The sequence below is a fragment of the Roseiconus nitratireducens genome (assembly GCF_008629675.1).
In the GTDB taxonomy this organism is placed as follows: Bacteria; Planctomycetota; Planctomycetia; order Pirellulales; family Pirellulaceae; genus Stieleria; species Stieleria nitratireducens.
Genome location: NZ_VWOX01000009.1, coordinates 340313 through 361588, shown reverse-complemented (window position 1 = coordinate 361588; position 21276 = coordinate 340313). Strand labels below are relative to the sequence as shown.

The 21276-nt window shown below is 55.3% G+C and carries 28 protein-coding genes and 1 other RNA gene; 20 read left to right on the top strand and 9 right to left on the bottom strand.

The window, feature by feature from the left end; genetic code table 11:
- Nucleotides 1–102: 102 nt before the first annotated feature.
- The 12 genes from FYK55_RS17190 to FYK55_RS17130 all read left to right on the top strand — a co-directional run bounded on the left by FYK55_RS17190 (nucleotide 103) and on the right by FYK55_RS17130 (nucleotide 9066).
- On the top strand, nucleotides 103–603 hold the full coding sequence (locus FYK55_RS17190; RefSeq protein ID WP_201743735.1) for a DUF6896 domain-containing protein: 501 nt from the start codon (nucleotides 103–105) through the stop codon (nucleotides 601–603).
- Nucleotides 604–1154: 551 nt separating this feature from the next.
- Nucleotides 1155–1661 (top strand): hypothetical protein, encoded by a 507-nt coding sequence (locus FYK55_RS17185; RefSeq protein ID WP_150077657.1) that lies wholly within the window; start codon nucleotides 1155–1157, stop codon nucleotides 1659–1661.
- A gap of 100 nt (nucleotides 1662–1761) precedes the next feature.
- Nucleotides 1762–2277 carry a hypothetical protein gene (locus FYK55_RS17180; protein WP_150077656.1) on the top strand — a complete coding sequence of 172 codons (516 nt, stop codon included), beginning with the start codon at nucleotides 1762–1764 and terminating at the stop codon, nucleotides 2275–2277.
- Between the two features lie 241 nt (nucleotides 2278–2518).
- Nucleotides 2519–2884: a hypothetical protein gene (locus tag FYK55_RS29170; RefSeq protein WP_161604581.1), complete on the top strand. Its 366-nt coding sequence runs from the start codon at nucleotides 2519–2521 to the stop codon at nucleotides 2882–2884.
- A gap of 140 nt (nucleotides 2885–3024) precedes the next feature.
- Nucleotides 3025–3519 carry a hypothetical protein gene (locus FYK55_RS17170; protein ID WP_150077654.1) on the top strand — a complete coding sequence of 165 codons (495 nt, stop codon included), beginning with the start codon at nucleotides 3025–3027 and terminating at the stop codon, nucleotides 3517–3519.
- A 642-nt stretch (nucleotides 3520–4161) separates the two neighbouring features.
- The gene (locus FYK55_RS17165) at nucleotides 4162–4647 is read left to right on the top strand and encodes a hypothetical protein (RefSeq protein WP_150077653.1); all 486 of its coding nucleotides are present in this window, start codon (nucleotides 4162–4164) and stop codon (nucleotides 4645–4647) included.
- Between the two features lie 120 nt (nucleotides 4648–4767).
- The gene (locus FYK55_RS29165; protein ID WP_161604580.1) at nucleotides 4768–5769 is read left to right on the top strand and encodes a hypothetical protein; all 1002 of its coding nucleotides are present in this window, start codon (nucleotides 4768–4770) and stop codon (nucleotides 5767–5769) included.
- 171 nt (nucleotides 5770–5940) lie between these two features.
- Nucleotides 5941–6330 carry a hypothetical protein gene (locus FYK55_RS17150; protein ID WP_150077650.1) on the top strand — a complete coding sequence of 130 codons (390 nt, stop codon included), beginning with the start codon at nucleotides 5941–5943 and terminating at the stop codon, nucleotides 6328–6330.
- Nucleotides 6331–6427: 97 nt separating this feature from the next.
- Nucleotides 6428–7021: a hypothetical protein gene (locus FYK55_RS17145; protein ID WP_150077649.1), complete on the top strand. Its 594-nt coding sequence runs from the start codon at nucleotides 6428–6430 to the stop codon at nucleotides 7019–7021.
- A gap of 396 nt (nucleotides 7022–7417) precedes the next feature.
- A complete protein-coding gene (locus FYK55_RS17140) occupies nucleotides 7418–7930 on the top strand; it encodes a hypothetical protein (RefSeq protein ID WP_161604579.1) in 513 nt (170 codons plus the stop codon).
- Between the two features lie 47 nt (nucleotides 7931–7977).
- Nucleotides 7978–8418 carry a hypothetical protein gene (locus tag FYK55_RS17135; RefSeq protein WP_150077647.1) on the top strand — a complete coding sequence of 147 codons (441 nt, stop codon included), beginning with the start codon at nucleotides 7978–7980 and terminating at the stop codon, nucleotides 8416–8418.
- Between the two features lie 90 nt (nucleotides 8419–8508).
- A complete protein-coding gene (locus tag FYK55_RS17130; protein WP_150077646.1) occupies nucleotides 8509–9066 on the top strand; it encodes a hypothetical protein in 558 nt (185 codons plus the stop codon).
- A 129-nt stretch (nucleotides 9067–9195) separates the two neighbouring features.
- Here FYK55_RS17130 and FYK55_RS29160 read toward each other — a convergent pair whose 3' ends face one another.
- The gene (locus tag FYK55_RS29160) at nucleotides 9196–9366 is read right to left on the bottom strand and encodes a hypothetical protein (RefSeq protein WP_161604578.1); all 171 of its coding nucleotides are present in this window, start codon (nucleotides 9364–9366) and stop codon (nucleotides 9196–9198) included.
- Nucleotides 9367–9706: 340 nt separating this feature from the next.
- On the opposite strand from FYK55_RS29160, the gene FYK55_RS17125 reads away from it, so the two are divergent.
- The 7 genes from FYK55_RS17125 to FYK55_RS17100 all read left to right on the top strand — a co-directional run bounded on the left by FYK55_RS17125 (nucleotide 9707) and on the right by FYK55_RS17100 (nucleotide 15080).
- Nucleotides 9707–10264 (top strand): hypothetical protein, encoded by a 558-nt coding sequence (locus FYK55_RS17125; RefSeq protein WP_150077645.1) that lies wholly within the window; start codon nucleotides 9707–9709, stop codon nucleotides 10262–10264.
- A 634-nt stretch (nucleotides 10265–10898) separates the two neighbouring features.
- On the top strand, nucleotides 10899–11327 hold the full coding sequence (locus FYK55_RS29155; protein WP_161604577.1) for a hypothetical protein: 429 nt from the start codon (nucleotides 10899–10901) through the stop codon (nucleotides 11325–11327).
- 651 nt (nucleotides 11328–11978) lie between these two features.
- Nucleotides 11979–12659, top strand: a complete 681-nt coding sequence (locus tag FYK55_RS17120) for a hypothetical protein (RefSeq protein WP_150077644.1) — start codon at nucleotides 11979–11981, stop codon at nucleotides 12657–12659.
- A 112-nt stretch (nucleotides 12660–12771) separates the two neighbouring features.
- On the top strand, nucleotides 12772–13101 hold the full coding sequence (locus FYK55_RS17115) for a hypothetical protein (RefSeq protein ID WP_150077643.1): 330 nt from the start codon (nucleotides 12772–12774) through the stop codon (nucleotides 13099–13101).
- A gap of 14 nt (nucleotides 13102–13115) precedes the next feature.
- Nucleotides 13116–13790: a hypothetical protein gene (locus tag FYK55_RS17110; protein ID WP_150077642.1), complete on the top strand. Its 675-nt coding sequence runs from the start codon at nucleotides 13116–13118 to the stop codon at nucleotides 13788–13790.
- A 293-nt stretch (nucleotides 13791–14083) separates the two neighbouring features.
- Entirely contained in the window at nucleotides 14084–14446 is a 363-nt protein-coding gene (locus FYK55_RS17105) for a hypothetical protein (RefSeq protein WP_150077641.1), read from the top strand.
- Between the two features lie 160 nt (nucleotides 14447–14606).
- On the top strand, nucleotides 14607–15080 hold the full coding sequence (locus FYK55_RS17100) for a hypothetical protein (RefSeq protein ID WP_150077640.1): 474 nt from the start codon (nucleotides 14607–14609) through the stop codon (nucleotides 15078–15080).
- Here FYK55_RS17100 and FYK55_RS17095 read toward each other — a convergent pair whose 3' ends face one another.
- The 5 genes from FYK55_RS17095 to FYK55_RS17075 all read right to left on the bottom strand — a co-directional run bounded on the left by FYK55_RS17095 (nucleotide 15081) and on the right by FYK55_RS17075 (nucleotide 16814).
- Nucleotides 15081–15578, bottom strand: coding sequence for a winged helix-turn-helix domain-containing protein (locus tag FYK55_RS17095; RefSeq protein WP_161604576.1), 498 nt, complete (start codon nucleotides 15576–15578; stop codon nucleotides 15081–15083). It abuts the gene before it with no gap.
- A 32-nt stretch (nucleotides 15579–15610) separates the two neighbouring features.
- Nucleotides 15611–15679: hammerhead ribozyme type II (locus FYK55_RS17090), an RNA gene on the bottom strand.
- A gap of 8 nt (nucleotides 15680–15687) precedes the next feature.
- Nucleotides 15688–15900: a hypothetical protein gene (locus tag FYK55_RS17085; protein WP_150077638.1), complete on the bottom strand. Its 213-nt coding sequence runs from the start codon at nucleotides 15898–15900 to the stop codon at nucleotides 15688–15690.
- A gap of 141 nt (nucleotides 15901–16041) precedes the next feature.
- Nucleotides 16042–16299 carry a hypothetical protein gene (locus tag FYK55_RS17080; protein ID WP_150077637.1) on the bottom strand — a complete coding sequence of 86 codons (258 nt, stop codon included), beginning with the start codon at nucleotides 16297–16299 and terminating at the stop codon, nucleotides 16042–16044.
- Nucleotides 16300–16571: 272 nt separating this feature from the next.
- A complete protein-coding gene (locus FYK55_RS17075) occupies nucleotides 16572–16814 on the bottom strand; it encodes a hypothetical protein (RefSeq protein WP_150077636.1) in 243 nt (80 codons plus the stop codon).
- Between the two features lie 355 nt (nucleotides 16815–17169).
- Here FYK55_RS17075 and FYK55_RS17070 point away from each other — a divergent pair, with 355 nt between their 5' ends.
- Nucleotides 17170–17505: a hypothetical protein gene (locus tag FYK55_RS17070; protein WP_161604575.1), complete on the top strand. Its 336-nt coding sequence runs from the start codon at nucleotides 17170–17172 to the stop codon at nucleotides 17503–17505.
- A 96-nt stretch (nucleotides 17506–17601) separates the two neighbouring features.
- Here the strand turns inward: FYK55_RS17070 and FYK55_RS17065 are convergent, their stop codons facing one another.
- The 3 genes from FYK55_RS17065 to FYK55_RS17055 form a co-directional block, all read right to left on the bottom strand.
- Complete coding sequence (locus tag FYK55_RS17065; protein WP_150077634.1) at nucleotides 17602–18168, bottom strand: hypothetical protein; 567 nt, start codon at nucleotides 18166–18168, stop codon at nucleotides 17602–17604.
- Nucleotides 18169–18234: 66 nt separating this feature from the next.
- Nucleotides 18235–19056 carry a hypothetical protein gene (locus FYK55_RS17060; protein ID WP_150077633.1) on the bottom strand — a complete coding sequence of 274 codons (822 nt, stop codon included), beginning with the start codon at nucleotides 19054–19056 and terminating at the stop codon, nucleotides 18235–18237.
- Nucleotides 19057–19380: 324 nt separating this feature from the next.
- The gene (locus FYK55_RS17055; protein WP_161604574.1) at nucleotides 19381–21273 is read right to left on the bottom strand and encodes a terminase gpA endonuclease subunit; all 1893 of its coding nucleotides are present in this window, start codon (nucleotides 21271–21273) and stop codon (nucleotides 19381–19383) included.
- Nucleotides 21274–21276 lie beyond the last annotated feature (3 nt).

Here is a 21276-nt window from a genome sequence, read left to right as displayed (position 1 = left end):
CATGCGATGAACCGAAGTCGCGGAGTCGCCGTTTTTGACAATAGAGAATCCACCGCCGCGACTCGGTTATCGCGGCCGTTCCCCGACTAAATGTAGCTGGAGATGGATGATCGGCTCCGTCCGCTAATCGACGACTATAAAGCGACGGTTGCTCGCGCCGTCGCCGCACTCGAAGCCACCGGTATCCCCCGCCCCTCGTCGACAATCGAATGGGTTGGCTACGACGTTCCCGGGCGTGGTGAACTTGCCGGTGGGGGCGAATACTTCATTCACGGATTCGGATGCGCGGTACGGTTACCTGACAAGTCGGTTGATTTTGACTTTGGTGATGATGGACAGATCGACGGCTTTGACTGGTCTCGCCTGTCGTCGTTTGCTGGTTCTAAACTCGCCAAACGCTACGGAATACGCGACGAGATCGAATTACGTGCACTGATCGATGATGCACACGCAACCGGTGAACTGGTACACTCGGGATACATCCTTTCCTACACCCGCGACTCACTTTCGCCCGGTGCTGACGAGAAAGACTGCGGGGAACCAGACGATGCACGTGAGAAAGACTGCGGGGAACCAGACGATGCACGTGAGTCGCCGAGTTGAGTTTATTGAAGTGGTGAGTCGTTCGCGGCGACCACGTGATCGTTAACGTTCCCCGACTGAGATCCATGTGGCGATCACATTTTGATGTCGCTCCAGAAACGACGCAGTAGCCCAATCCACTACGACGGAATCGACCTTCGCTGGTCAGTATCGGTGCGTGCGATTCCTTCTTCGTCTCCAGGGGAAGGTTTGCTTGTGGTCCAATCCGAATGCGGGCAACGGTTGGTCGTCCGCCTGTCTCTGAATGACCTATGGATACACGGCCCCGGCGCTCGCCATTCAGTCAAACCGTCACTCGTTCGTCGCGTAATGGATGATGCGTGCAGACTGGGCTGGACGCCGGACGCTCCCGGTCCGGAATTCAGGGCTATACTGGACGACGATAACAGCCTGCACGGTGCCTGACATTCTCGGCGTGCTTGTTAGTGTTACTGAGGAGCGGGGAACCATCCGATGCACCCGAGTCCGCGAGTCGGGGCGTTTCGAAAATGTACGATCAACCGCGCGGACCGGGTGATCGGTAACGTTATCCGTACTCGATGTAGTTGCCCGTGATAAAGATCCTCGTTCTAGCGATCCTGGTTTCGTTTGCTTCGGTCTTGCTTGGATGTTCGGGTGAACCAAGTCGCGCAAAACTGAACCGTGAGGCCCTTAATCGCTACGTGCATCCAGATGGGCGCGAAGTTGCTCACCTTACACTCGAAGAGATTTCGCTGCCAGCAAGCAACAGTTTGCTGTATTGGACGGATGTTTCGTTGGAAGACGTCGACGAATGGTACACCGACAAGTTTCATGTGTCGCTTCGTGAGCCTTACGAGAGTGACAGCGGTCAATCTGGACTGATCTTCGAAACCGACGAAGAGTCTCGTGATTCGATGGTCTACATATTCGATACAAACATTCCGTCCGCGAACGATTCACTCCAATCATTTCTGACTGCAAAGCGGATCAAAGCGTTGCCGAGCAAATCGTGTACCGTGGTGGTTGCTTACCTGGATGACCCTGTCCAGGCGATTAAACTGCTCCACGAGTTCAACGGGGAAGAGGATGACGGATAACAATCGGATGCACGACGAGTCGCCGAGTCGTGGTTTTTGAAGTGGAGGATCGCTCGCGGCGACCGCGTGATCCGTGACGTTCGGCCAACGGAAGACACTCATGCGAGTCAGCGTTCATGACAATTGGGTGTACGCCCAATCGGTTGACCATGAGCGATGCCATATCGTCCTGCATACCGTCTACCCACACGCGGAGCCGCCCGAGTACACGGACATCCTTTTCGAGGGTGTTGTCGTCCACCACTTCGAGCAACAGAAGGTCGGCCCGGGGCCGTACCCGGCCAACGTACTGTTTGACGTGAAGGAGTCCGACCCAGTGTTCATGCTCGGCCAATATTCCGAGCTGTTGGCACGGACCAAAAACCACGGCTGGCCGGTGACCAGGTATGACGGAACCGAGGATTTGGCGTCTCAGCTCTCGGCTGGCGGAGCAAAGTGCTTTGTGGTTCACGGCACCTGTGGATTGCACGGTTTCGTGTTCGCGGCCAGCGTGGAGTTCCGTCGCCGACAGTCGCGGATGCAGGTCGCAGAGGCCGAACCAGCCGATGCACTCGAGTCGGCGAGCCGGGCCGTTTCGACAATGGAAGATCGCTCGCGCCGACCGAGTGATCGGTAACGTTATCCGAATGAAGTGCATGGGTGCTGGTGCTAAATCGATTCCGTTGTCATGGATAGATCATGGATACGCACCTCGCGATTTGTCGCAGTCGCTGCGGATATCGAAAACGCCGAACGGCGCAGAGGTTGCGCTGACACGATCACACTTGTACCACGGCCTTTTTTCGCTTGTCTGTTCAGTTCCATGTTTCGCCCTCTGGATCCTCTATCCGTGGGGCCAAGAACGTTACGATATCGAGATGAAATGGCTCGCCATTATCTTTGGCGTAATTTTCGTCCTGCTTTTCGTCGTCGCCTTGACGCTGCCCTGGAGGTTTCAGCGACACGGCCAGCACATCGTTTTCGATCTCAAGCAAGGTTTCGTACGCGTAGAATCGGCCGCATTGGCAGAAGAGGTTGCAGTTGATGACGTTGTTGGTCTGCAAACGCTCTCACGATACAATGAAACACAATTGAACATTGTTGGTTTTACGAACAACGTTCCATTCCGACTCTGGGTGCACACTGATCTGCACGGCAACATCGCTAAACTGGTTTCAGATTTCGAAGTTTACCTCGGCTGGCGTGTCGTTTCGCACATCCGTTGTGTCGGCAAACGCGGATAACCATCGGATGCACGACGAGTCGCCGAGTTGTGGTTATTGAAGTGGAGGATTGCTCGCGGCGACCGCGTGATCCGTCCCGTTACCCGACTGATCGCTTTTCGACTTGTGTTCGCAAACTTTCCCTTTCTTGGAGACATGCAATGTCATGCAACCTTCTGATGATCACGGTATTTCTCTCGGTCGCACTTCCTTTCACACAATTCGGCTACGCTGAATCACCCTCACCGGTTCCATCCGTTGATATCTTTGTTTCTGTAGATAGGTCTGATCTCGCTGAAGCAAAAATGCTGATCATGGCGAAGGATGGTACAGCGTTTGAGACATTGCAGGCTCTCGTTAACGCTATTCCGCAGATCGATGAAAGCAGAGTGTCTCTGACCGTTGTTCCCGCCAGCAAGCAATTGCTCGCACCTACTGCGAACGGCAATCGTCACCTCGGCATAAGGCTATCGGTCGAGCCAATTGAGGCTTTCGTGACGGACAATATGCCCTACGCAGTTACATCGGGTCTCTACCAAACACTCACAAACTCAAACTCCTCGAAGCCCGTAGTCGTAAAAAGCACCCAGGGCTTCGCCAAGCGGCTACAGGAAGAACAAGATACTAATGCTGGCGGAGACCCGTTCGGCGGGTAACCATCCGATGCACCCGAGTCCGCGAGTCAGGGCGTTTCGGCAATGGACGATCAGCCGCGCGGACAGGGTGATCGGTAACGTTACGTCGGCAGTCGTGATGGACTTTAAAAACCCATACGAAGCGTCGGTTAGATCAGACGCTGTAGCACCCAACAAGGAGAAAAAGAGGCGAACGCTTATCGCCAACGTAGTGTCGTACATCGTCGTCACGTTCCTATTGACGATGCTTTTGCCTCCGTCGCAAGCTCCACCCGGGGACCTGACGCTTCCCGCAATTGCATCAGCGACGCTCATCACTATTATGGTCGACGCGTTTGTTTCTCAACGTTGGTATTGGACGATCACTCTGGTAGCCGTGCTGCCCTGGATGCTAACGTTGGCTATTTTGGGATTCCGTCCCGTTTTTGTACTTGTACATGGCATTGGGTACTGGCAATTCATCAACTTAAGCCAGATATGGCTAGCCGGCGTATTGGTCTGTGGGCTTTCGCTGGTCTTGTCAAGACTTGATACACGCTCAAAGACGTAACCAAGCGATGAACCGAAGTCGCGGAGTCGTTGGTTTTGGCAATGGTAAATCACTCGCCGCGACTCGGTTATCGCCGTCGTTCGCCGACAATAGTTTGATCGCGGCTCTTGATCATGTTGACACTAATTCGCATCCTAACCCTGCTTGCGATTCTAGGTGCTGAAGACGTTTCTCTCGCACAGGATCTGGATGATCTATTCGCGGGTTCCGAGGCAGTTCCGCTCTGCGAGTGTCGTCATGACACATTCAGCCTGGATAATCCACCTGACTGGATGCCGGATGCCGTAAAGGCGGCTGTCGCGGATGCTGCTCGCTCGGACAAAGCCAAGTGGAAGGGAGCTGTTCTATTTTGTCCCACAACAAATGCAGTGCTTGAGCGGTTTCCGCTCAAACGTGCCTATCGATTTCTGGTATGCCCTTCCGATTGGAAACGATTCAAGCCGAAGATGGTGACCGACAAAACGCTCACTGAACACGGGATTCCGATTGATCAAATCAGAGCGATGTTTCAAAGCACTGTGATGGGCCCAATCGAGGTTTCGTTCAGAGCTCGACACAGTCGTGATATGATGGGACGCGTTGAGACTGAAGACCAATAGCGATGCGGCGAACCATGCGATGAACCGAAGTCGCGGAGTCGGGCGATTTCGCAATAGTCAATCAACCCCCGCGACTCGGTTATCACTACCGTTCCGCAATAGAAGATTCTTTTCCTCGAAATGATTTGGCAAACCCCTCAAGCCGCTGTCGACGAATTGCAGATTCAATTTGGACAGCAGATTGCGTACGGAGAATCCAATGGGCTGGTAAGATTTCCCGACTTGCGTCGTGATTCAGATCTCGTGCTTGCGGCCGACTATTCTGGCGATCACCAATCATCAGGCTACCAGCTGTTGACGTTCTTGCTTGCGGATCGCCCAGGCGTGCTCTCAGAATGGGAGTCTGAACGGATATCTATTCGGAACAAATATCTGGACGACGGGCGGCGACACGCATTCAAAAGCCTCAACGATGCGCAACGCCAGAAAGCACTCGTTCCGTTTCTAAAGGCATCGTCACGAATCAACGGCGTTCTGCTTTGCGTCGCGATCGACAAGGAGATGGCTGCGTCCAACCTTGGGTATAGTGTTGGAGACCCTTCGGCATTCAAGCCTCGTGTTCTCGCGAAGCTGACTCAAGTCGCCTTGTTTGGATCGCTCTTGGTCAGCGGCCTAGCGACGACAGGCCAGAACCTAATGTGGCTCACCGACGAAGATGAAATTGTAAGCAATGAGCAATCCCAGATTGAAGCGGGTAACGTGATCGGTTGTTTGCTGGATCGCATGTGTCCATTTGGAATGCCGAAAATACAGCTTGGAATCGCTGGAAAATTTGACGACGGCAGGCGTGCGGAGGACCTTTGCGCAATCCCCGATCTTGTTGGAGGCGCTGTTGCGGAATGTCTTACAAGCATCGACAAGCTCGGAATCCCGCGTTCTACAAACATTGTCACGCCAACGCTGAAACGCCAGAAGATGAAGACGAATATCATTCACAGTTGGTTCTCAACGCTTGACGGACCTTTGTCTGGTATGCTGTGCCTGGTCCGGCCTCACGAATCTGGGGTTCTTCTTTCGTTTGCGAATCCAGGCCTTACCTTGGGCGACGCGGGTGTAGCACGGCTATGGCTACCGCCTGACAAGTCGGACGAAAAATGGCAAAGATCGTCGAAAGCTTGGTAACCCAGAATATGCGGAACCATGCGATGAACCGAAGTCGCGGAGTCCCCGTTTTTGGCAATTGAGAATCAATCGCCGCGACTCGGTTATCGCGGTCGTTACCCGGCAAGTCTTGAAATCGGTCCGCTCGTGCATCAACGCCTTTTTAGCCCTGGTTGATATCGCTAGCCGACAATGTGGAACGCGTACGCCATCACGCTTGCGGGAGCTTCAATCAGCCTCCTTCTTGTCGTTTCTCTTCTGCTTGCATTCAGCGACACGATTACCTCGCTACGCGACCTTTTTGACCCCCGGATTCTGCGACGAGCTTTGCGTGATGCAAAGCGGATGCGGATTGGCTCGATGCTTTGGCTCACCGGCTACGTTGCCATTTCGTTTGCCATTTACAGCTCGTTTGAGAACTCTCCGCTTCCCTATTTGATCATCCCCTTCGTTGGGATCATGCTACTACTGACGCGCACAGCAATCCATTCGATGACGGATCAGCGCATTCGACGACTTCCTTCGAAACCGAATTTCAAAAGTCTCGACCACTTACCTGACGATCAGAAAAACGGCGGGTAACCATGCGATGATGCGGAGTCGCCGAGGATGGTTCTCGAAGACATCAGGTCCAACGCGGCGACCCGCATATCGCCAACGTTCTGTCGCAAAGGCCCACATGCAAACCGCTGACTCACCTTTCTCGAATGAAGCCAGCATTAAGGATCTTCCACATGTTCTTGATGGCACGTTCGCATGGCTGGCGGCAACTCCAACGCACGACGAATGGGCCATCGGGGACGAGCGTGCCGATGACCTTCCAATGCAACTTGACGCAGCAATCGCATCCGCCGAGGAAAACGGATCCAAACTTCCGCAAGAATTCGTGACGTTCATTCGCACACCGGAATGGCACAAACATTTGCGCTCGGTAACGGCGTGCTACCTGAATCTCGCTGAAAACGTCCTGCCATTCGCCAACGGATACCTGCTCCGATTCCTACACGATCAACAAGACTGCGCCTTCTGGTACTTGTACCTGAACGCGGATGGTTCGGATCATTGTGTGGTCTCGTCATACGAATATTTCGACGCCGACGACATGGACTACGAAATAGACGAACTCAAAGAAACCGAATTTAACATATGGGAAACATCCTTCGAGAGATTCATTTCTCGATTTTGGATCGAGAACGAGATCCTATTCGCTAAATATAACGAAACGGATCCGCCTGACGTTGACGCGAAGTTTCTCAAAATGCACGCCCAATAGCGACAGAACCAAGCGGTGAACCGAAGCCGCCGATGACCGGTTTTTTGAATTCAATGATTTTTGGCGGCGGCTCGGTTACCGCCGTCGTTCGTCGGATGATTAGAGCAGAACATTGCATGCGGTCTCGAACTGTCGACGGTGATGACCAAAGCGAACCGCCAAATTAATCGTGCTGTTTGACCCGGGATTGGTTGGAGTCGGCCGGACCCGATGCGGCTCAAAATAAAAGTCACGTTCCGACTCGCGTAACCAACGCCGAGGTATGGTTCGCCCCGCGGCAGACCATTAGCCCGTACGACAATGTCGAAAACCATCGGACTACCGACACCGCCACCACGTGACCTCGGCTCCCAGCATCGACGAACAATGCGGTGCACCTGAGCCGCCGAATTGCGTTTGTACAAGATTGAAAATCAACCGCGGCGGCCAGGTGACCGCCAGCGTTCCCCAAAACCGCGAACCACGGTTTTTCTTCGCGTCAAACTCAATCAAATGGTGATTCACGATCTGCCGCCGCCTGAAGCCGACGCAAAGCACTGGTACTACAAGCGTGCATGGCCACGATTGTTTCGGTTGCGTAAGACCGCTCATCGACGTAGCGAGGTCTGGCGGCGTCGTTTTCATGATACTGCCAGTGAATCGTTCGCTGCCTTCTTCGGCGGCTTCTCGCTGCTTACATTGCGGAGCGAGTTCCATCTGCTCTTGCGGATCGCTTTTGCCCTGTTCGCGCCGATAGTCTTCGCGATTGCGATTGTTTACGGCATCATTGCGTTAATGTACGCTGGAGCGCTGGCCGCTCACTACGCTACAGCAACGATTGTTGATGCGCACTACTTCCGGTTCGATCCAGTGCAGTACAATGGTGGGGAACCATGGCATGAACCGAAGACGCGGAGCCAAGGTTTTTGAAGTGGTGAGTCGTTGGCCGCGTCTCGGTTGTGCCCAACGTTATCCGAATGAAATCGTCGTTAACTCTTTATGGTGCAACGGGAGCAACGGTCGGACGTGCTCGTCAATCTGATTCGTTCCGCGGCTACAGTGCTGTCTGGTTCAAACGTCGGTTCGTTATTGATTCTCCTGTTGCAATCGACGAAGGACTTCTCCGGGAGATCTTCACAACGCTTCGCTCTTTCTGGCCTCCAGTAGATCCGCAAATCCTTGCCTCGCTTCAGAATCGTACCTACCGACAGAAACGCGCTTTTCCCGATGTCGGTTTTCAACTTACGGGTGAAGTTGAAAGTGGTGACGGATTCTTCATTTCATGGGAGGCTGGAACGGTGCGTGGCCGAGCAAATGGTTGCCTGCTAGGATTCGATATGGACCCCTCTTGCCCCGGATACGCAGACATAAAGAGCACGATTGACGACCTAGTTAATGGTGGCCAAGAAGTCGGATAACAATCAAATGAACCGAAGTCGCCGAGTTGAATCTTTTTTGAGGTCGCGTCTTTTGCGGCGACTCGGTGATTTGTAACGTTCATCGATCACGTGTACTTTCATCTGCCTCTTAATATCGGATGGGATCCTGCTCTCATCCAACGCGAATTGATCCGGCGCAATCAGACGATCAATTCGTCGCTCAAATCCTCTGAGATTCACATTGCCGTATCATCGGAGCAATCTCAATGGTGGAGGGAGCGCCGGCGAATTAGATTCCGCGAACGGGTTGATGCCAGCAATTCGAAACGATCAAACCTAATCATTCGTTTCCGCGAAGAGTATCTTGTAAGAAATGTGCAGATTGATTGCGACACTCTTAATGTCCATCCTGCTGACCCAAGTTTGTTACTTGCCGAGCAGACATTGGAAGCGAGCGGTGCAAAGCACTTGCGATCGATCGATGATGAATTCAAAATTGCATACTTGTACTGTGCACCGACGGAGAAACTCCTGAGTTTTCGAGACCGAATGGAGGAGATTGACAGCATCAAGCAACGCCATATTGACGCACGCGACTATCTTCTAGCTGCCAACGCACATGATCTTCAGGAAGAGTTGAGAGTCGAATTGGATTCGTTCTTGCTGGCCGGGTTAGACAGACGATAAACCATGCGATGATGCGGAGTCGCCGAGGATGGTTCTCGAAAACGTCAGGTTCATCGCGGCGACCCGCATATCGCTAACGTTATCCGAATGACGAACAAGTCGGACGCACCGGTCAAATGCCCAACGTGCTTAGATGGGCCAAGCATATCGACCCAACTCGAGCAAAATGTCTTCTTGTGCGATCGATGCCGCATGCCGGTGTTTGCGATACATGACCCGTTCAACCCGGGCGTGACTTTCGCAGCGGTCGCGAATGCTGATATGGTTGTCCGCGGTGTACCGGACGACGTTCTGTTGCATGAAATTGTGGACCAATCTCCGCTCGATGAGCCGCCGCGAGTACTGATGATCGAATGCAACGATCGCAAGACGGTTATTTTGGCGTACCCCGACTCACGTCCCGACGGACCTCGCCACCACTCTCGAAAGGCACTGGAAAAGACGGCGTCGGCGATTCGGCATGACGTCGTATTGGTTCAATTACCCGAGGCGCTATTGGATCGTATTCGACGATTCTCGCCCACCCGATGAGAGATCGGATAACCATGGGATGCACCCGGAGGCCGCGAGTCACGTCAATCGGTTTGGCTGAATCATTCTCGCGGCCCCGGTGATCCCTACCGTTCCCCGACTGAAATCTATGAGACGCGAATTCGCACTGCTTACCATCGCCATCTTTGCTGGTCACGCGAGCGGGCAACTCATTTCGCCTAACGGTGACCCACCGCTGAACCGCTTTTTTGGCGAGATCGCATCCAACGTTCCAACGAAGTTGCAGGGCAGCGCATCGCTCACATTCCGCGAGCTTGACATCTGCTTCGACGGCGGGTCACACGGGGCCAGGTTCGATCGCCACGATGGCGGCACGCTAATGCTGTTCTTTCCGCATTCCGGATATTGGACGCGTGCCGCACGCAAGAATCAAATGCAACCCGTCGCGGTGCTTACCCGCCGCGACCGCAAGGAGATGCTTGTCGAGATCAGGCCTGACTCCAAACTGAATCAACGCATTGTTGATTTGATTGATGCGGACATTTCAACCGGACGGCACGTGCCTGAAATACTTGGTACACTTCAACGCGTCAGAGACAGCGTTCGTGACCGGAGCCCGCTTAAAGAGATCGCGGGCCGAATGGACCCTACAACGGGAGAACTTAAGCTCAATGACGACCCCTTCGGTGGCGACCCGTTTAACTGACGCCAGAATCGGGGAACCATCGGTTGCACGCGGAGGCCGCGAGTTGACGCTTTTCTCGGATGGTGAGTCGCTTGCGCGGCCCCGCTGAACCCTGCCGTTATCCGATTTCAGCAGAGGATCCTTCACAGTTGTGACCGATGACGCTTCATTATCGCGAATACAGCAACTCCTGCTTGCTCTTCCCGGCGTTTCCCAGGCATCAGTTGTGCGTACCACGGGAGACGAGATTGTGGGCAAGGTCCGATGTTGTTCACTAACCGCCTTTGATGCGATTGCACGATGCGGGGCTGGTTCAAACGTTCCTATAACACTGGGAAATACTGAAGCCAAGGACTTTCGGAAATTGGATACCGTCACTGGGCTACATTGCCATTTCGCCTTTGATGATTCAGAGCCAGATTTGCCCACGCCGTGCCAGAGATTTGGGTTCTACGTTGCGTCTCTTCTGTACAGCGTGTCGCTTGTGGACGATGATCGGCTGGATGAGCTAGAGTCGTCTTGGAATGTCAACTTCTCACGGAATCTCGGATAACCATCGGATGCACGTGAGTCCCCGAGTTTAGGTTTTTGAAGTGGAGGGTCGCTCGCGCGGCCCCGCTGAACCCTACCGTTCGCCGACTGAGACGAAAGCCATTTGACGGATTTGCCTTTGAGTGACTCACCATACCGACCACCGTCCGAGAAGCAGCCCGCGCAGCACGCCGATATCCCACCCGCGATAAACTCGCATTCACTTCTGCCTTTTGCGCAACTTGGATTGCGCCTACTTGGCGTCCTCCTCGTTGCTGACGGACTTGGTGCAATACTCGGCGGGTTTGTTCAAGGTGTTATGCAGGGACGGGCGTATGCTGCTCAAGGATATGGTGTCGTTGTCGATCCTCATTCTGCAGGATGGGCGGCTGGTGGCATCCCTCATCTGATCATCGGTGTCTATCTGGTGGTCGGCGGAAATTGGATCCTTCAGAATGTATTCCTGCCGTCACAGCGTCCGAATTCCGACGCCCACATCGACCCAATGGTAGAAAGCGGCGAACCAGACGATGCACGTGAGCCGCCGAGTTGAGTTTATTGAAGTGGTTAGTCATTCGCGGCGACCACGTGATCGTTATCGTTACCCGCCGTGACTGACGTGCGATTTCTTCGATTTACGACTCGGACGCTGCTCGTTGCGATTACTGGATGCGCAGTCATCTTCGTCGCATACCCGTGGCCTTATCGTCCCTCCACGACGTCCTTCGAGGACCTAACCAAACACCCAGTGTTGATTCAGGATGTAATCGACGAACTTACGGACTTTCCTGGTGGGTGCTCAGTCGAGGAGTTTGAGTCGAGACTCGCACGGATTGGTAGTATCCAGGTGCCGCTACAGCACTTCAAAGATTTTGAATTCTATTGGAAGGTCGATACCGATCCTCGTGACTCAAAGGCATTCATCATCGCCGCAACTTTTGCACCGATTGATGGATACCACCTCACGCATGCAACGGTTAACGTAGTCGAACAGCCTGGAGGAACTTGGCGAACAATCTGGCTGGCTGATTACCCATCGAGTACGCCCGATGCCATTCCTCCTCGGATACGCCGTCAACACGATGATTAATTGGAAATGGCCGGTTAACCATCGGTTGCAACGGAGGCCGCGAGTGAACGTTTTTGAAGTGGAGAGCCGTTCTCGCGGCCCCGCTGAACCGTATCGTTACCCGGCAAATTGAACGTGATCGCTGAACGCTCCGTTGTCGACTTGGCTCTGTCCGATCTGGTTGCTGCTCGTGTGCGCACTCGGTTTCAGTTCCCGTTCATCAGCGCCGAGGAAGCGTCGGCTGAGCTTTTGAATTATGCCCGTTTGTCATCTGTCGACCGCCACCTGACGCTGCAGTTTTCAACTAGGCCGTTTCAGCCTGACACAAATTGTCATCAGCTTTCCAACGTCCATGTTTGGGCAAGTCCGATCGATCGTGCGGACTGGCAGGCATTCGTCGCCGTGGTGGACGCTGCGGCCGCTGAATTCCCTTCGATCGATACCCGGACGTCGCATGCGGCCCGGCTTGTTTTCATGTTTTCCTACGACAATCATAAGGCTGACGTCTCGTCCGATGTCCGTCGGGATTTCCTTGCTCCGATACTGAATCGGTTCTCCGGGCATTTTTCATACGTTGATCCCAATTCATATCTTGAGCAGGTGCATGTTGACGAATGGAACCCCCACCCAGCTGGAATGCCATTGGCGTGGGAAGGTGAGCACATTTTCCATGACCGAGTTGCGTTGGCTGCGATCAAGGATGCGGTGCGAGATCATTATGGCGTACCGCTTCGCCAGGGACGTGCGACACTGCTTCCGGTTCCGAACTCGAAGAAGATCCCGGTGCGTTTCAAGTTGATGCCGCGCTTCTTCTAGTAGACAATGCCGGGTAACCATGCCGTGCACCGAAGAACGGCTTGCGCGGTTTTTGAAGTGGAAGCTTTCTCGACCGTCCTCGGTGACGGCTACCGTTATCCGACTGAATCAAATGGATGCATACGCCACGATTCGTGCTGACGATGACACACAACCTCTCATGCACGATGATTGGTTGGCGTACATCGACAAGGCCACCGATTTGGTTCGGCCTGAAGGTCGTCCGGGCCGCAATCCAGCTAATGGACGGCCCATCATCCTACGCCCGCCTGCGGATACCGCACACTTCATTGCGAATGGCGAACGGATGGCAACATTTGCATGGGGACCACCGGAATTCCACTGCATCAATGTTGATTTCGATGCTGCAAACACGGAACTCGTGCTTGAGCGTGCACGCGCGATTGCTTCGGCTTTGAACGCTGACCTCCGTCAAGATTAGAATGGTGCGCACTGATGACGGATTTCAGGCTCACCCCGTTTTGTTGTTTTGCGATAAACTACGCTGCACGCGGGGCTACCCATATCGATGGTGCCGTAAACAATGCGGCGAACAATGGGTTGCAACGGAGGCCGCGAGTCGACATTTTTGAAGCGGAGAGTCGTCCGCGCGGCCCCGCTGAACCCCGCCGTTCGCCAATCAATGCTCAATACTCGATGACTGCGGACAAGATTTCACGCGAAGAATGGAACACTGATCCGCTTGCTGCCGGAGTCGCAATCTACTCATCTGTGCCCAACGACCGTCGGCCGGAATGGGCGGCAAGCATTTTGGCGGCGTGTTGTCATCGAGTCGCCAATGTTCCAAAGCCAATCCAATACGTAATTGATTTGGCATCTGACCCGAAAAAATGGAAACTTGCGCACGACGCTTTCTCGCGTGTACGAAAACTGACACTAGCCGCCGAACGGAGACCGATCGAGAAACTGGATCATTATCTCTTGTATGTTGCTGAAAACACGGCAAAGGTCATCTACAACGCTTCCGGATCATCCGCACCGTTCGACCGAGATCCCGGTGCGTGGCTCGTGCGATGTGCCAAGGAATTCGCAGATTGTGAAAATGATCCACCGTTTACGTTTTCATTATGGTCGCTTCTCACAGACTTCCCGTCGGCATCCGGTCCGTAGATGGCACGTCTTCAAACAACGCGTAGAATGGAACTGGGTTGGCAAATTATAAGGGCCTCTCGAAATAACTGGCGAACCAGCGGATGCACGTGAGTCGCTGAGTTGAGCTTATGGGAATGCAGAGTCGTTCGCGGCGACCACGTGATTGTTGCTGTTATTAAAGTTTTCGGGCTGATTACTCAATGCGTAGCACACTTCTGCTCCTCGGTTTTGCGCTACTCATTTTTCCCACGGCAACCTGCTGCGCAACACCTCCAGGTGAGACGGAGGACCATCAGTTCGTCAGGATCGGAATGCAATTCGACGACGCGAAGCGTACACTCATCGCTGTGGGTGCGACCACAACTGAGTATGATGAAGCGCGGGGGTTTGTGCCACGCAATCTATCCGCCGTACCGCGTCCCAATGTGCATCTTTACATGTTGGATGATCGTGTTCGGCTGGAGATTCTTGTCGACCGCGGATCGAATGTCATCCGCACCATGAAGATTCGCTTTGAGCCCGAGGTTCGCGCTCGCGTTAAGGCAAACTATTTCGAGGCCCTTTGTTACGCGGTGACATTCCACCAAGACCATTCCTATTCACTCCGATTGGGAATGAATGCTGCAACTGACGCGGAGAGTTCAGGCGAACGCGAGCGGCATCTCAGCAGATAACAGGCAAGCCATTGACTTCGCGAGGAACGAGCCGAACGTCATGGGCTGGGTTCAAGAAGCCCGATCGAAGTGCGGGCCGTCATGGGTGGACATGCCGAATCGGGCGGATCGCGAACCAAGAGTAAAGTCACTTTGACGTCGCGTCGTTCGCGGCGACCACGTGATCGTTGCCTTTTGCCGGCTTTTGGATACGCATCTTCTCCAGCACCAATCAAAACATTTGTCGACTGAAACACCATTTCAGCCACCGCGCAACTGCGCGATTTCTGAGCGTTGCATACAACCATCTCAATGGCAATCGCTCTTAATATCAGTCGGGACTCTTGTTTTTGGGCTTGCCGTTTCTTGGACGCTAATCACGATCTACGCGTTTTCAACTATGGTTGATCCGCAGGTAGTGGGAGAACGACGCGAGCGGTTAATTGTTGATCGTTTTCTGTTTGGTGACGGGCTACTTCAAACCGTATTTGTTTGCACGGCTGGGTTAGCGGCAACAACCGCGATGACAGCCACCGTCGTGTTTTTTGTGCGTTTCGTCACAGGCAAGCCGAGCTTTTGGCTGACGGTCACTGTCTCATTCGCAGGGAGCACCTTCTTTGCTGGTTCCGTAATCGCGTGGCTCTTATTTGCATGATCAGGTGCGTACCCCAAACCGTCCCCTCTCCACCTTCACGAACCGCGACTCGTCACCCTTCTTCAACTCGCGCAGGATCGCCGAGTACAGCGTCGCGTGGGGAGTCTTCCCGCCCGGGCTGGTCCAGTAGCCGGCCTCGGCCATCGCGGCGATCATCTCCTGGGTGTTCATCGGCTCGCCCCGTTCCTGGAGGACTGTGGCGGCGGCGCTGAGGCACGAGAACTTCTTCTCGCCGCGACCGTTGCCGCTCTCCCCGCCCGTCTTCCCCTTGGCGACCCGTTTTCGGGCACGCTTGCCGGTGGCCGCGTCGGCCGATCGCGCGGCCCGTGCTGGGCCCTCGAGCCGACCCGCCGTCTTGATCCGCACCGACTTGTTCGTCGAGAGGTTCGTCGCGTCCCAGCCGCCGGCGTCATTGGCCGCATCGATTCGCACAACCACCTTCTTGTTCGTCACCTTGGCGTAGTACTCGCCGCCGATTTTCACGTCTGCGTTCTTCATTCGTCTGTCTCCGCTCGATTGGAATCTTCGATGGGTGGCTGCCATCATCAGGCGGCGGGTACCACCCGCCGCGACGCCCGGCCCACGCCGGCGTTTCGGCTTCGGTCGATCACTCCTCGGTCGGTTCCAAATGCTCCCTCAGGTACTCAAGCTCTTCGCAGAGGTATCCCAGTGACCCGACGTCGCCCCAGTTGATTCGTGTCTCGCCGCCCGGGGCCGGCATGTCCTCGACAATCCGTTGCAGCGTCCCGAGCAGCTCGGTCGCGCGGGCGTGTCGGGCGATGTAGGCGTCGTCGACGTTCTGGCGTGTCGCGTCGTTCATGTTTGCGTCTCCGTGTCGGTGGGGTTGGGCGTTTCGCGTTAACACACATGAGCCATGCGGTCCGGCCCGCAGCAAGCGCTGCGGAAAGAGAATCTGCAGCATTTCCAGAAACTCTTTCCGTGGGCCGCGCACGCCCGGCCGTTAGCAGTCGCGGCAGGTTTCCCAGGCTCGCTTGCTGCCGTAGCCAAGCTGCCCGCCCTCGACGATGTAGACGATCTGTTCGTCGGCGACGTCCTCGTCGTCATCGTCGTCCGTATCGTTCAGCTCGCGGCCGCTGGTGAGCCCGCAGATGCCGTTCTCGAAAGGCCAAGACTGCTGCGTCATCAGACGCACCTCTGCGTCGCCGCCGAACTCTTCGCGGTAGTCGCTGAGAATCTCGATCAGGGTGTCGATGTCCATGTTCATGGTCCATTTGTGTGTGGATTGAAAACCGCCTTGCGGTGACACACATGAGCCATGGGGCTGGAAACGCATCAAGCTGAATCCGACAGCATTCGACAGCTTTTAAGAGACCGCACGTGACGCGACAGCGGGCACGGTGTGCGGTTCAGTGCGATGGCCGCAGGGTCAGTCGCAGACGGCACTACGACGCGACCGGGCGCAAACGTGTGGCCCCAACGAGAAAACGCCGGACGAATTGGCCCTGCGTTGGCGACAATCGTCGAATGCGATTAAAGAACCGCTCCCAGTCGGCTGCCCTTCATCGCATCGATCGCGGCGACTGCACGGAAGTGTTCTTCCAGAAGCGGTCCGGCCGTCTCCGGCTGCTTTGCGTCCTCGGTTTCGAGTGATTCGGCCAAGGCGTACAGGCCCTCCATCGCTTTGTAGTAGGCCTCGCGGATCTCTTGGGCGCGGTCGGCGTCCATGGCTGCGAAGATCTTGCGGAGGTCCGTTTCGGTTTCGTTCTTGGGCATCTGGTCTGCTCCGGTTCGTGTGTCGGTTGCCGTTACACACATGAGCCATGGGGCGGGCGACGCAGCAAGCGGATCTGCCTTATTTCCGCAGCTTTTTCGTCGGTTTCCGAGAATGTTCACGCGGAGCGCGAGCGGAGGCTGGTGCGCGCGGCCAATTTTCCAACCGAACTTCGTCGGCCCGCAGGACTGCCATGTTTAACTCACGTAGCGAATCTGCAAAAAATCGATTTGCTCAACAGGAATTAGCGCGCTAAGTGTCGGAAGCGGAGGCTCCATTCGAAGAGAGCAGCACCTGCTCGTCGCCGTGAGTCAGTCGTCTCACGTCAAAGCGTTCTCCTGATTTCGAAAGAGCCAAATGATGTCGAAGAAATCTAGCTGCTTCCGTCGGTATGAGCAGTGTGTCTACCGATCCCCCGATGTTTTCGGTGATCTGGACTGTGCGGTGGACCTCGCTTCATGCCTTAAGGACATCTTGTTGTCCGATACTAGCGGCGGTGGAGACGCTGAGGGAATCCGCGTCCGCTTAATTCCAACAGTCGAACCATGGAGGCGGCAATACGAGGTTCCAGACGGCTACCTCGAAACGCTACCCGACGAACGCGCGGCGGCGTTGCGTGAGGCAATCACGCTGGTGAACGCCGTCAACTCGATGCTGACTGAGAAGCCGAGCGATCCTCCCGAAGACGAATGACATACGAGTGGATTTCGTGCCCTCCGTAGGACGCTCCAGCGGGGACGCACACCGGGGAGCGTGACCGGAGGTGGTGGCCACCAGCCAATTCTGCTCTTATTGCACGTTCGAAATCGAGTACGAATGGCCGGATTGGTGAAGCTCCATTTCATCAAAGCCTGCTGCGATCCAAAGCATCCGTGCAATCTCCTCGGTATCTCCATGCGCTCGCTCTGCGAATTCAATGGTGCAAACGGCTTCCCAGTTTGTGAGCGGTTTGCGTCGCCGTAGTTCCTCTCGCGTTGCCGTTTCTTCGGTTTTCGTTTCGAGAAACTCCGGTTTGCCGTGTGCGACTCCGTCGCGTGCCCGAAAGAGTTCCGTCAATGTTTGGAAGGGGCGGCGACTACGATCGATCGTCACGTTTAATTCAGTCGCCAGGATTTCAAGCTTGTTTGCGTGAGGCAACCGTTCAACGTCGGCCCAGAAAGAGAATACCCGCGGGCCGAGATGATTTAGAAAAGCCTCAAATTTGAACGCGGACAGCACAACTGAGGCCATAGCCTCGTAGAAGTAACCATCGCGTTTCTTTTGCGCGTTCTCGAGTATTACCGCGTTACCGTGCGATAGTTCGGCGAACGCATTGACGTCTCGTTGGCGTTTAACGAATGCCCGTTCTCGCGTCATCAATCGTCACCATGGAATACTGGGAACTTGCGTAGCGATCGCCGTGAGCCGCTTTCTCCAGGCATTTCAAGTTTTGCCTTCGCTTGGTAGGGAGTTTGCGCCTCGCCACTCCGCGATAGTGCTTGTAATAAACCCGCCGTCACGCCCCGGCTGATCAGGATAGATGAAATTATTCCGACCGGCGAACGCGGATGCCCAGTAAACCGCTGCGAATGCCTGAAGACTCAATAGGTCCGCCGTGCATTCGGCGATTTCGTCGAATGAAAGAAATGCGTATGCGTCGTATAGTGCGAGGATGGTGTCCCTCGGCGAATGGCCGGTTTTGCTCAATTTTTCAATCTTCGCCTGGGCTGCCACGTCAATGAGATCTCGGGTATTTTCTTGTGATTCGAATGCCCATTCTGTATTTGTAAGGATCTCTTCAACGGTGGCTCCGAATGGACTGAACTTTCTAAGAACGATTTGTTTGGAACTCTCCGCGAAAATGACTTGCTCAATTTCCTCGTCGAGGTTCGCCGTGTCGGTGATATAGTCCAAGCCTGCGTCATACATGGGCTGGTCGCATTTTCGGCGTGGATGAGGTACTGGCGGAAATCGACGAAATTTCAGCAGATATGTTCCGCTCAAAACCCTCGCATCAAGAGCTCTCTCTTTGAGCGTCTTCGCCATTTGCCGCGCGTGATGCCTGAACGCTGCTCGCTGTATTATGCTTGTAACCTCAACAGGAGTGTCAACATTGTCGACCTGAACCCAGAAATCCGGCGGGTCTTTCCCAGGCTCGACTCTCGCTGGAGTGCCGACGACTAAACCAAGTGTGCTTTCAAGAACGTGGCACACGGAGTCGATACAGACAAGTTCTTCGTCGATGCGATTGCTAGGTCGTGCCATACAGTTTTGACACCAAGACGCAAGACAGGTTCATCATGGAGCGGTAGCCTTTGCGGAGTCGGGCGTTCGACTGTCTGTTTCAAAGGCCGCTCAAGCAGTCTTCATTGCCCAGGAAAGTTTAGTAGATTGATCAAGTTGGAGCTAGTTCCGCAGTTTAAAGCGGTCAGTTCCACAAATTCAGCTGGTGGTGTAAGCAGTTTTCGACTCACACCATAGCCCACGCCGGTTTCGCGAGCCGTTAACTCGCTTGGAGCAGCGTGGCGCATTTGCCGTCCTGCGCGATTCCTGCTCCGCGTTGTCACGACGAGACATAGAACCCTGTCTCTACCGATCCCCGATATTCCCCACGTCCGCCGCCATCTGCCGCAGCGACCGCCTCGGCCGGCGAACCCGGTGTTCTTCAACAAGCCGCACGCCACAGAAGTGGCCCGCCGCACAGGCGTTGTACAGGGCATCGAACCAGTGGTTCTGACGGCGCAAGCGTTCCCACTTCACCACGACGCCCTTGCCGGCGACAAACTCCTCGACCTTCTGTTCGGCCGTCAGGTGCTTGGCCAACGCTAGATGCTCGTGTGGGGCAGCCTGGAAGAGTTTGATCGCCCCGGGAGTCTCCAGCGGCGTCGTGAGACGTGCATGGACCCAGCTCTTCCAGTGGTCGGAATCAATCTCCACGAGTTGCAGTCGTTCGGCGCGGAGGTAGCTGAAGTGGTAGCCTTCTCCGATGTGCTTGACGATCGATCCGGTGGTCTTCGGGCGGTTGTACCACTGGCGATGTTGCTGGGCGACGCCGCGGCCGACGGCGGGACGGTAACGCTTTTCCCCCATCTGACGACAGAACGCGTAGACAACCGGCGTCATGTAGCCCGCATCGACCCAGACCTGGTTGGGGCGAACGATCTCTCCGTGGGCGTTGCCGATTGGCCAGCCGGACTGAGCCAGATCCTTGAATTCACGCAGCGCGACCGCGGTGGCCTTCTCAACGCCCAAGTCGTCGGTGGGCACTTCAATGCGTCCATAATCGACGATCTGTCCGCTGCCGCTTTCGGACCAGGCGACGAGAATCCAGTGGTTGAGGTATTTGCCTAGGTCCATTCCGGCAGTCAGGCGGAACGTCCCCTCGGGCACCACACCGCGGGGAAGACCAGCCATCCGCTGTGACAATTCATGGGCATCGACCGATGTCTCCTCCCATTTGCTCGGAGCGACCGGCACACACCACACGAACTGCCGCATCTCCCGTTCGGCGTTCTCCTCGTCGACCGCGCGGCTGGCACGCCACTCGTCGGCTGCGACATCACCGGCCGTGGTGAACAGGTTGTTGACCGCGGACCAGCGGAAGCCCAGCGTGTCGGTGGGCGCGGGGTCACCTTGCACACAACCCGATGAATCGATGGATTGTCCCTCGTGGACCAGCCGTGCATTGCGATTGGCCTCAATTCGATGGGCTTCATTCCAGAGCTCACCACACTGCGGGCAGCAGAATGAACTTGATGTGCGAGCCTCCGCCTGGCTTCCGGCGCTTTCCCAGCCGCTGAGGTGTTCGCGTTCCGGGGCCACCCAAGACTCGCAATGGGCACAGGGCATCAGGATTCGGCTCTGCGTACCACTCTGGTATTCCTGCCACGTCCGTCCCTGTTCGGTCGACACCGTGCATTCCATGTAGATGCGTTTGCGGTTGCCATAAGCACGCGTCCGGGCTTCGAGCTGCGTGATCTTGTCGCTCTCCCGGCTTGCGTTGCCGGCCTCGTCCATGCCGTCGGTTTCAGTGATCACGACCACACGGGAGGTGAAGCCAGCCCGACTCTTGTCACTGCCGCCGCCCGACATGAATTTCAAAGTTGCCCCATTGGCGAACTTGAGTGACTCGACGCGCCCGCCACGACTACCGCCCCCGCGCTTTGGAAGCAGGTCGCGGAAGCTTGACTGCTCAATCACCGGCAGGATATCTTCTCGCCATTTATCGCTTCCCATATCCATGTCGGGCAAGCCGCAGATGACGGTCTCGCCGATCTCGAACAGGTGATAGAGAAGAGGGATCACGAAGCAACTGAGCGTCTTACCGGACTGTGTGGGGCCGGTTGCCACACACCGGGACCAGTTGCCGGAATCGATCGCATCGAACCACAGACCGGCATAGGGCTGCCTATGACAGCGATAGCGGCGTCCCGAATAAGGTCCGTCGGGGATAACAATCTCCCGTTCGGCAAACTCCCTCATCGA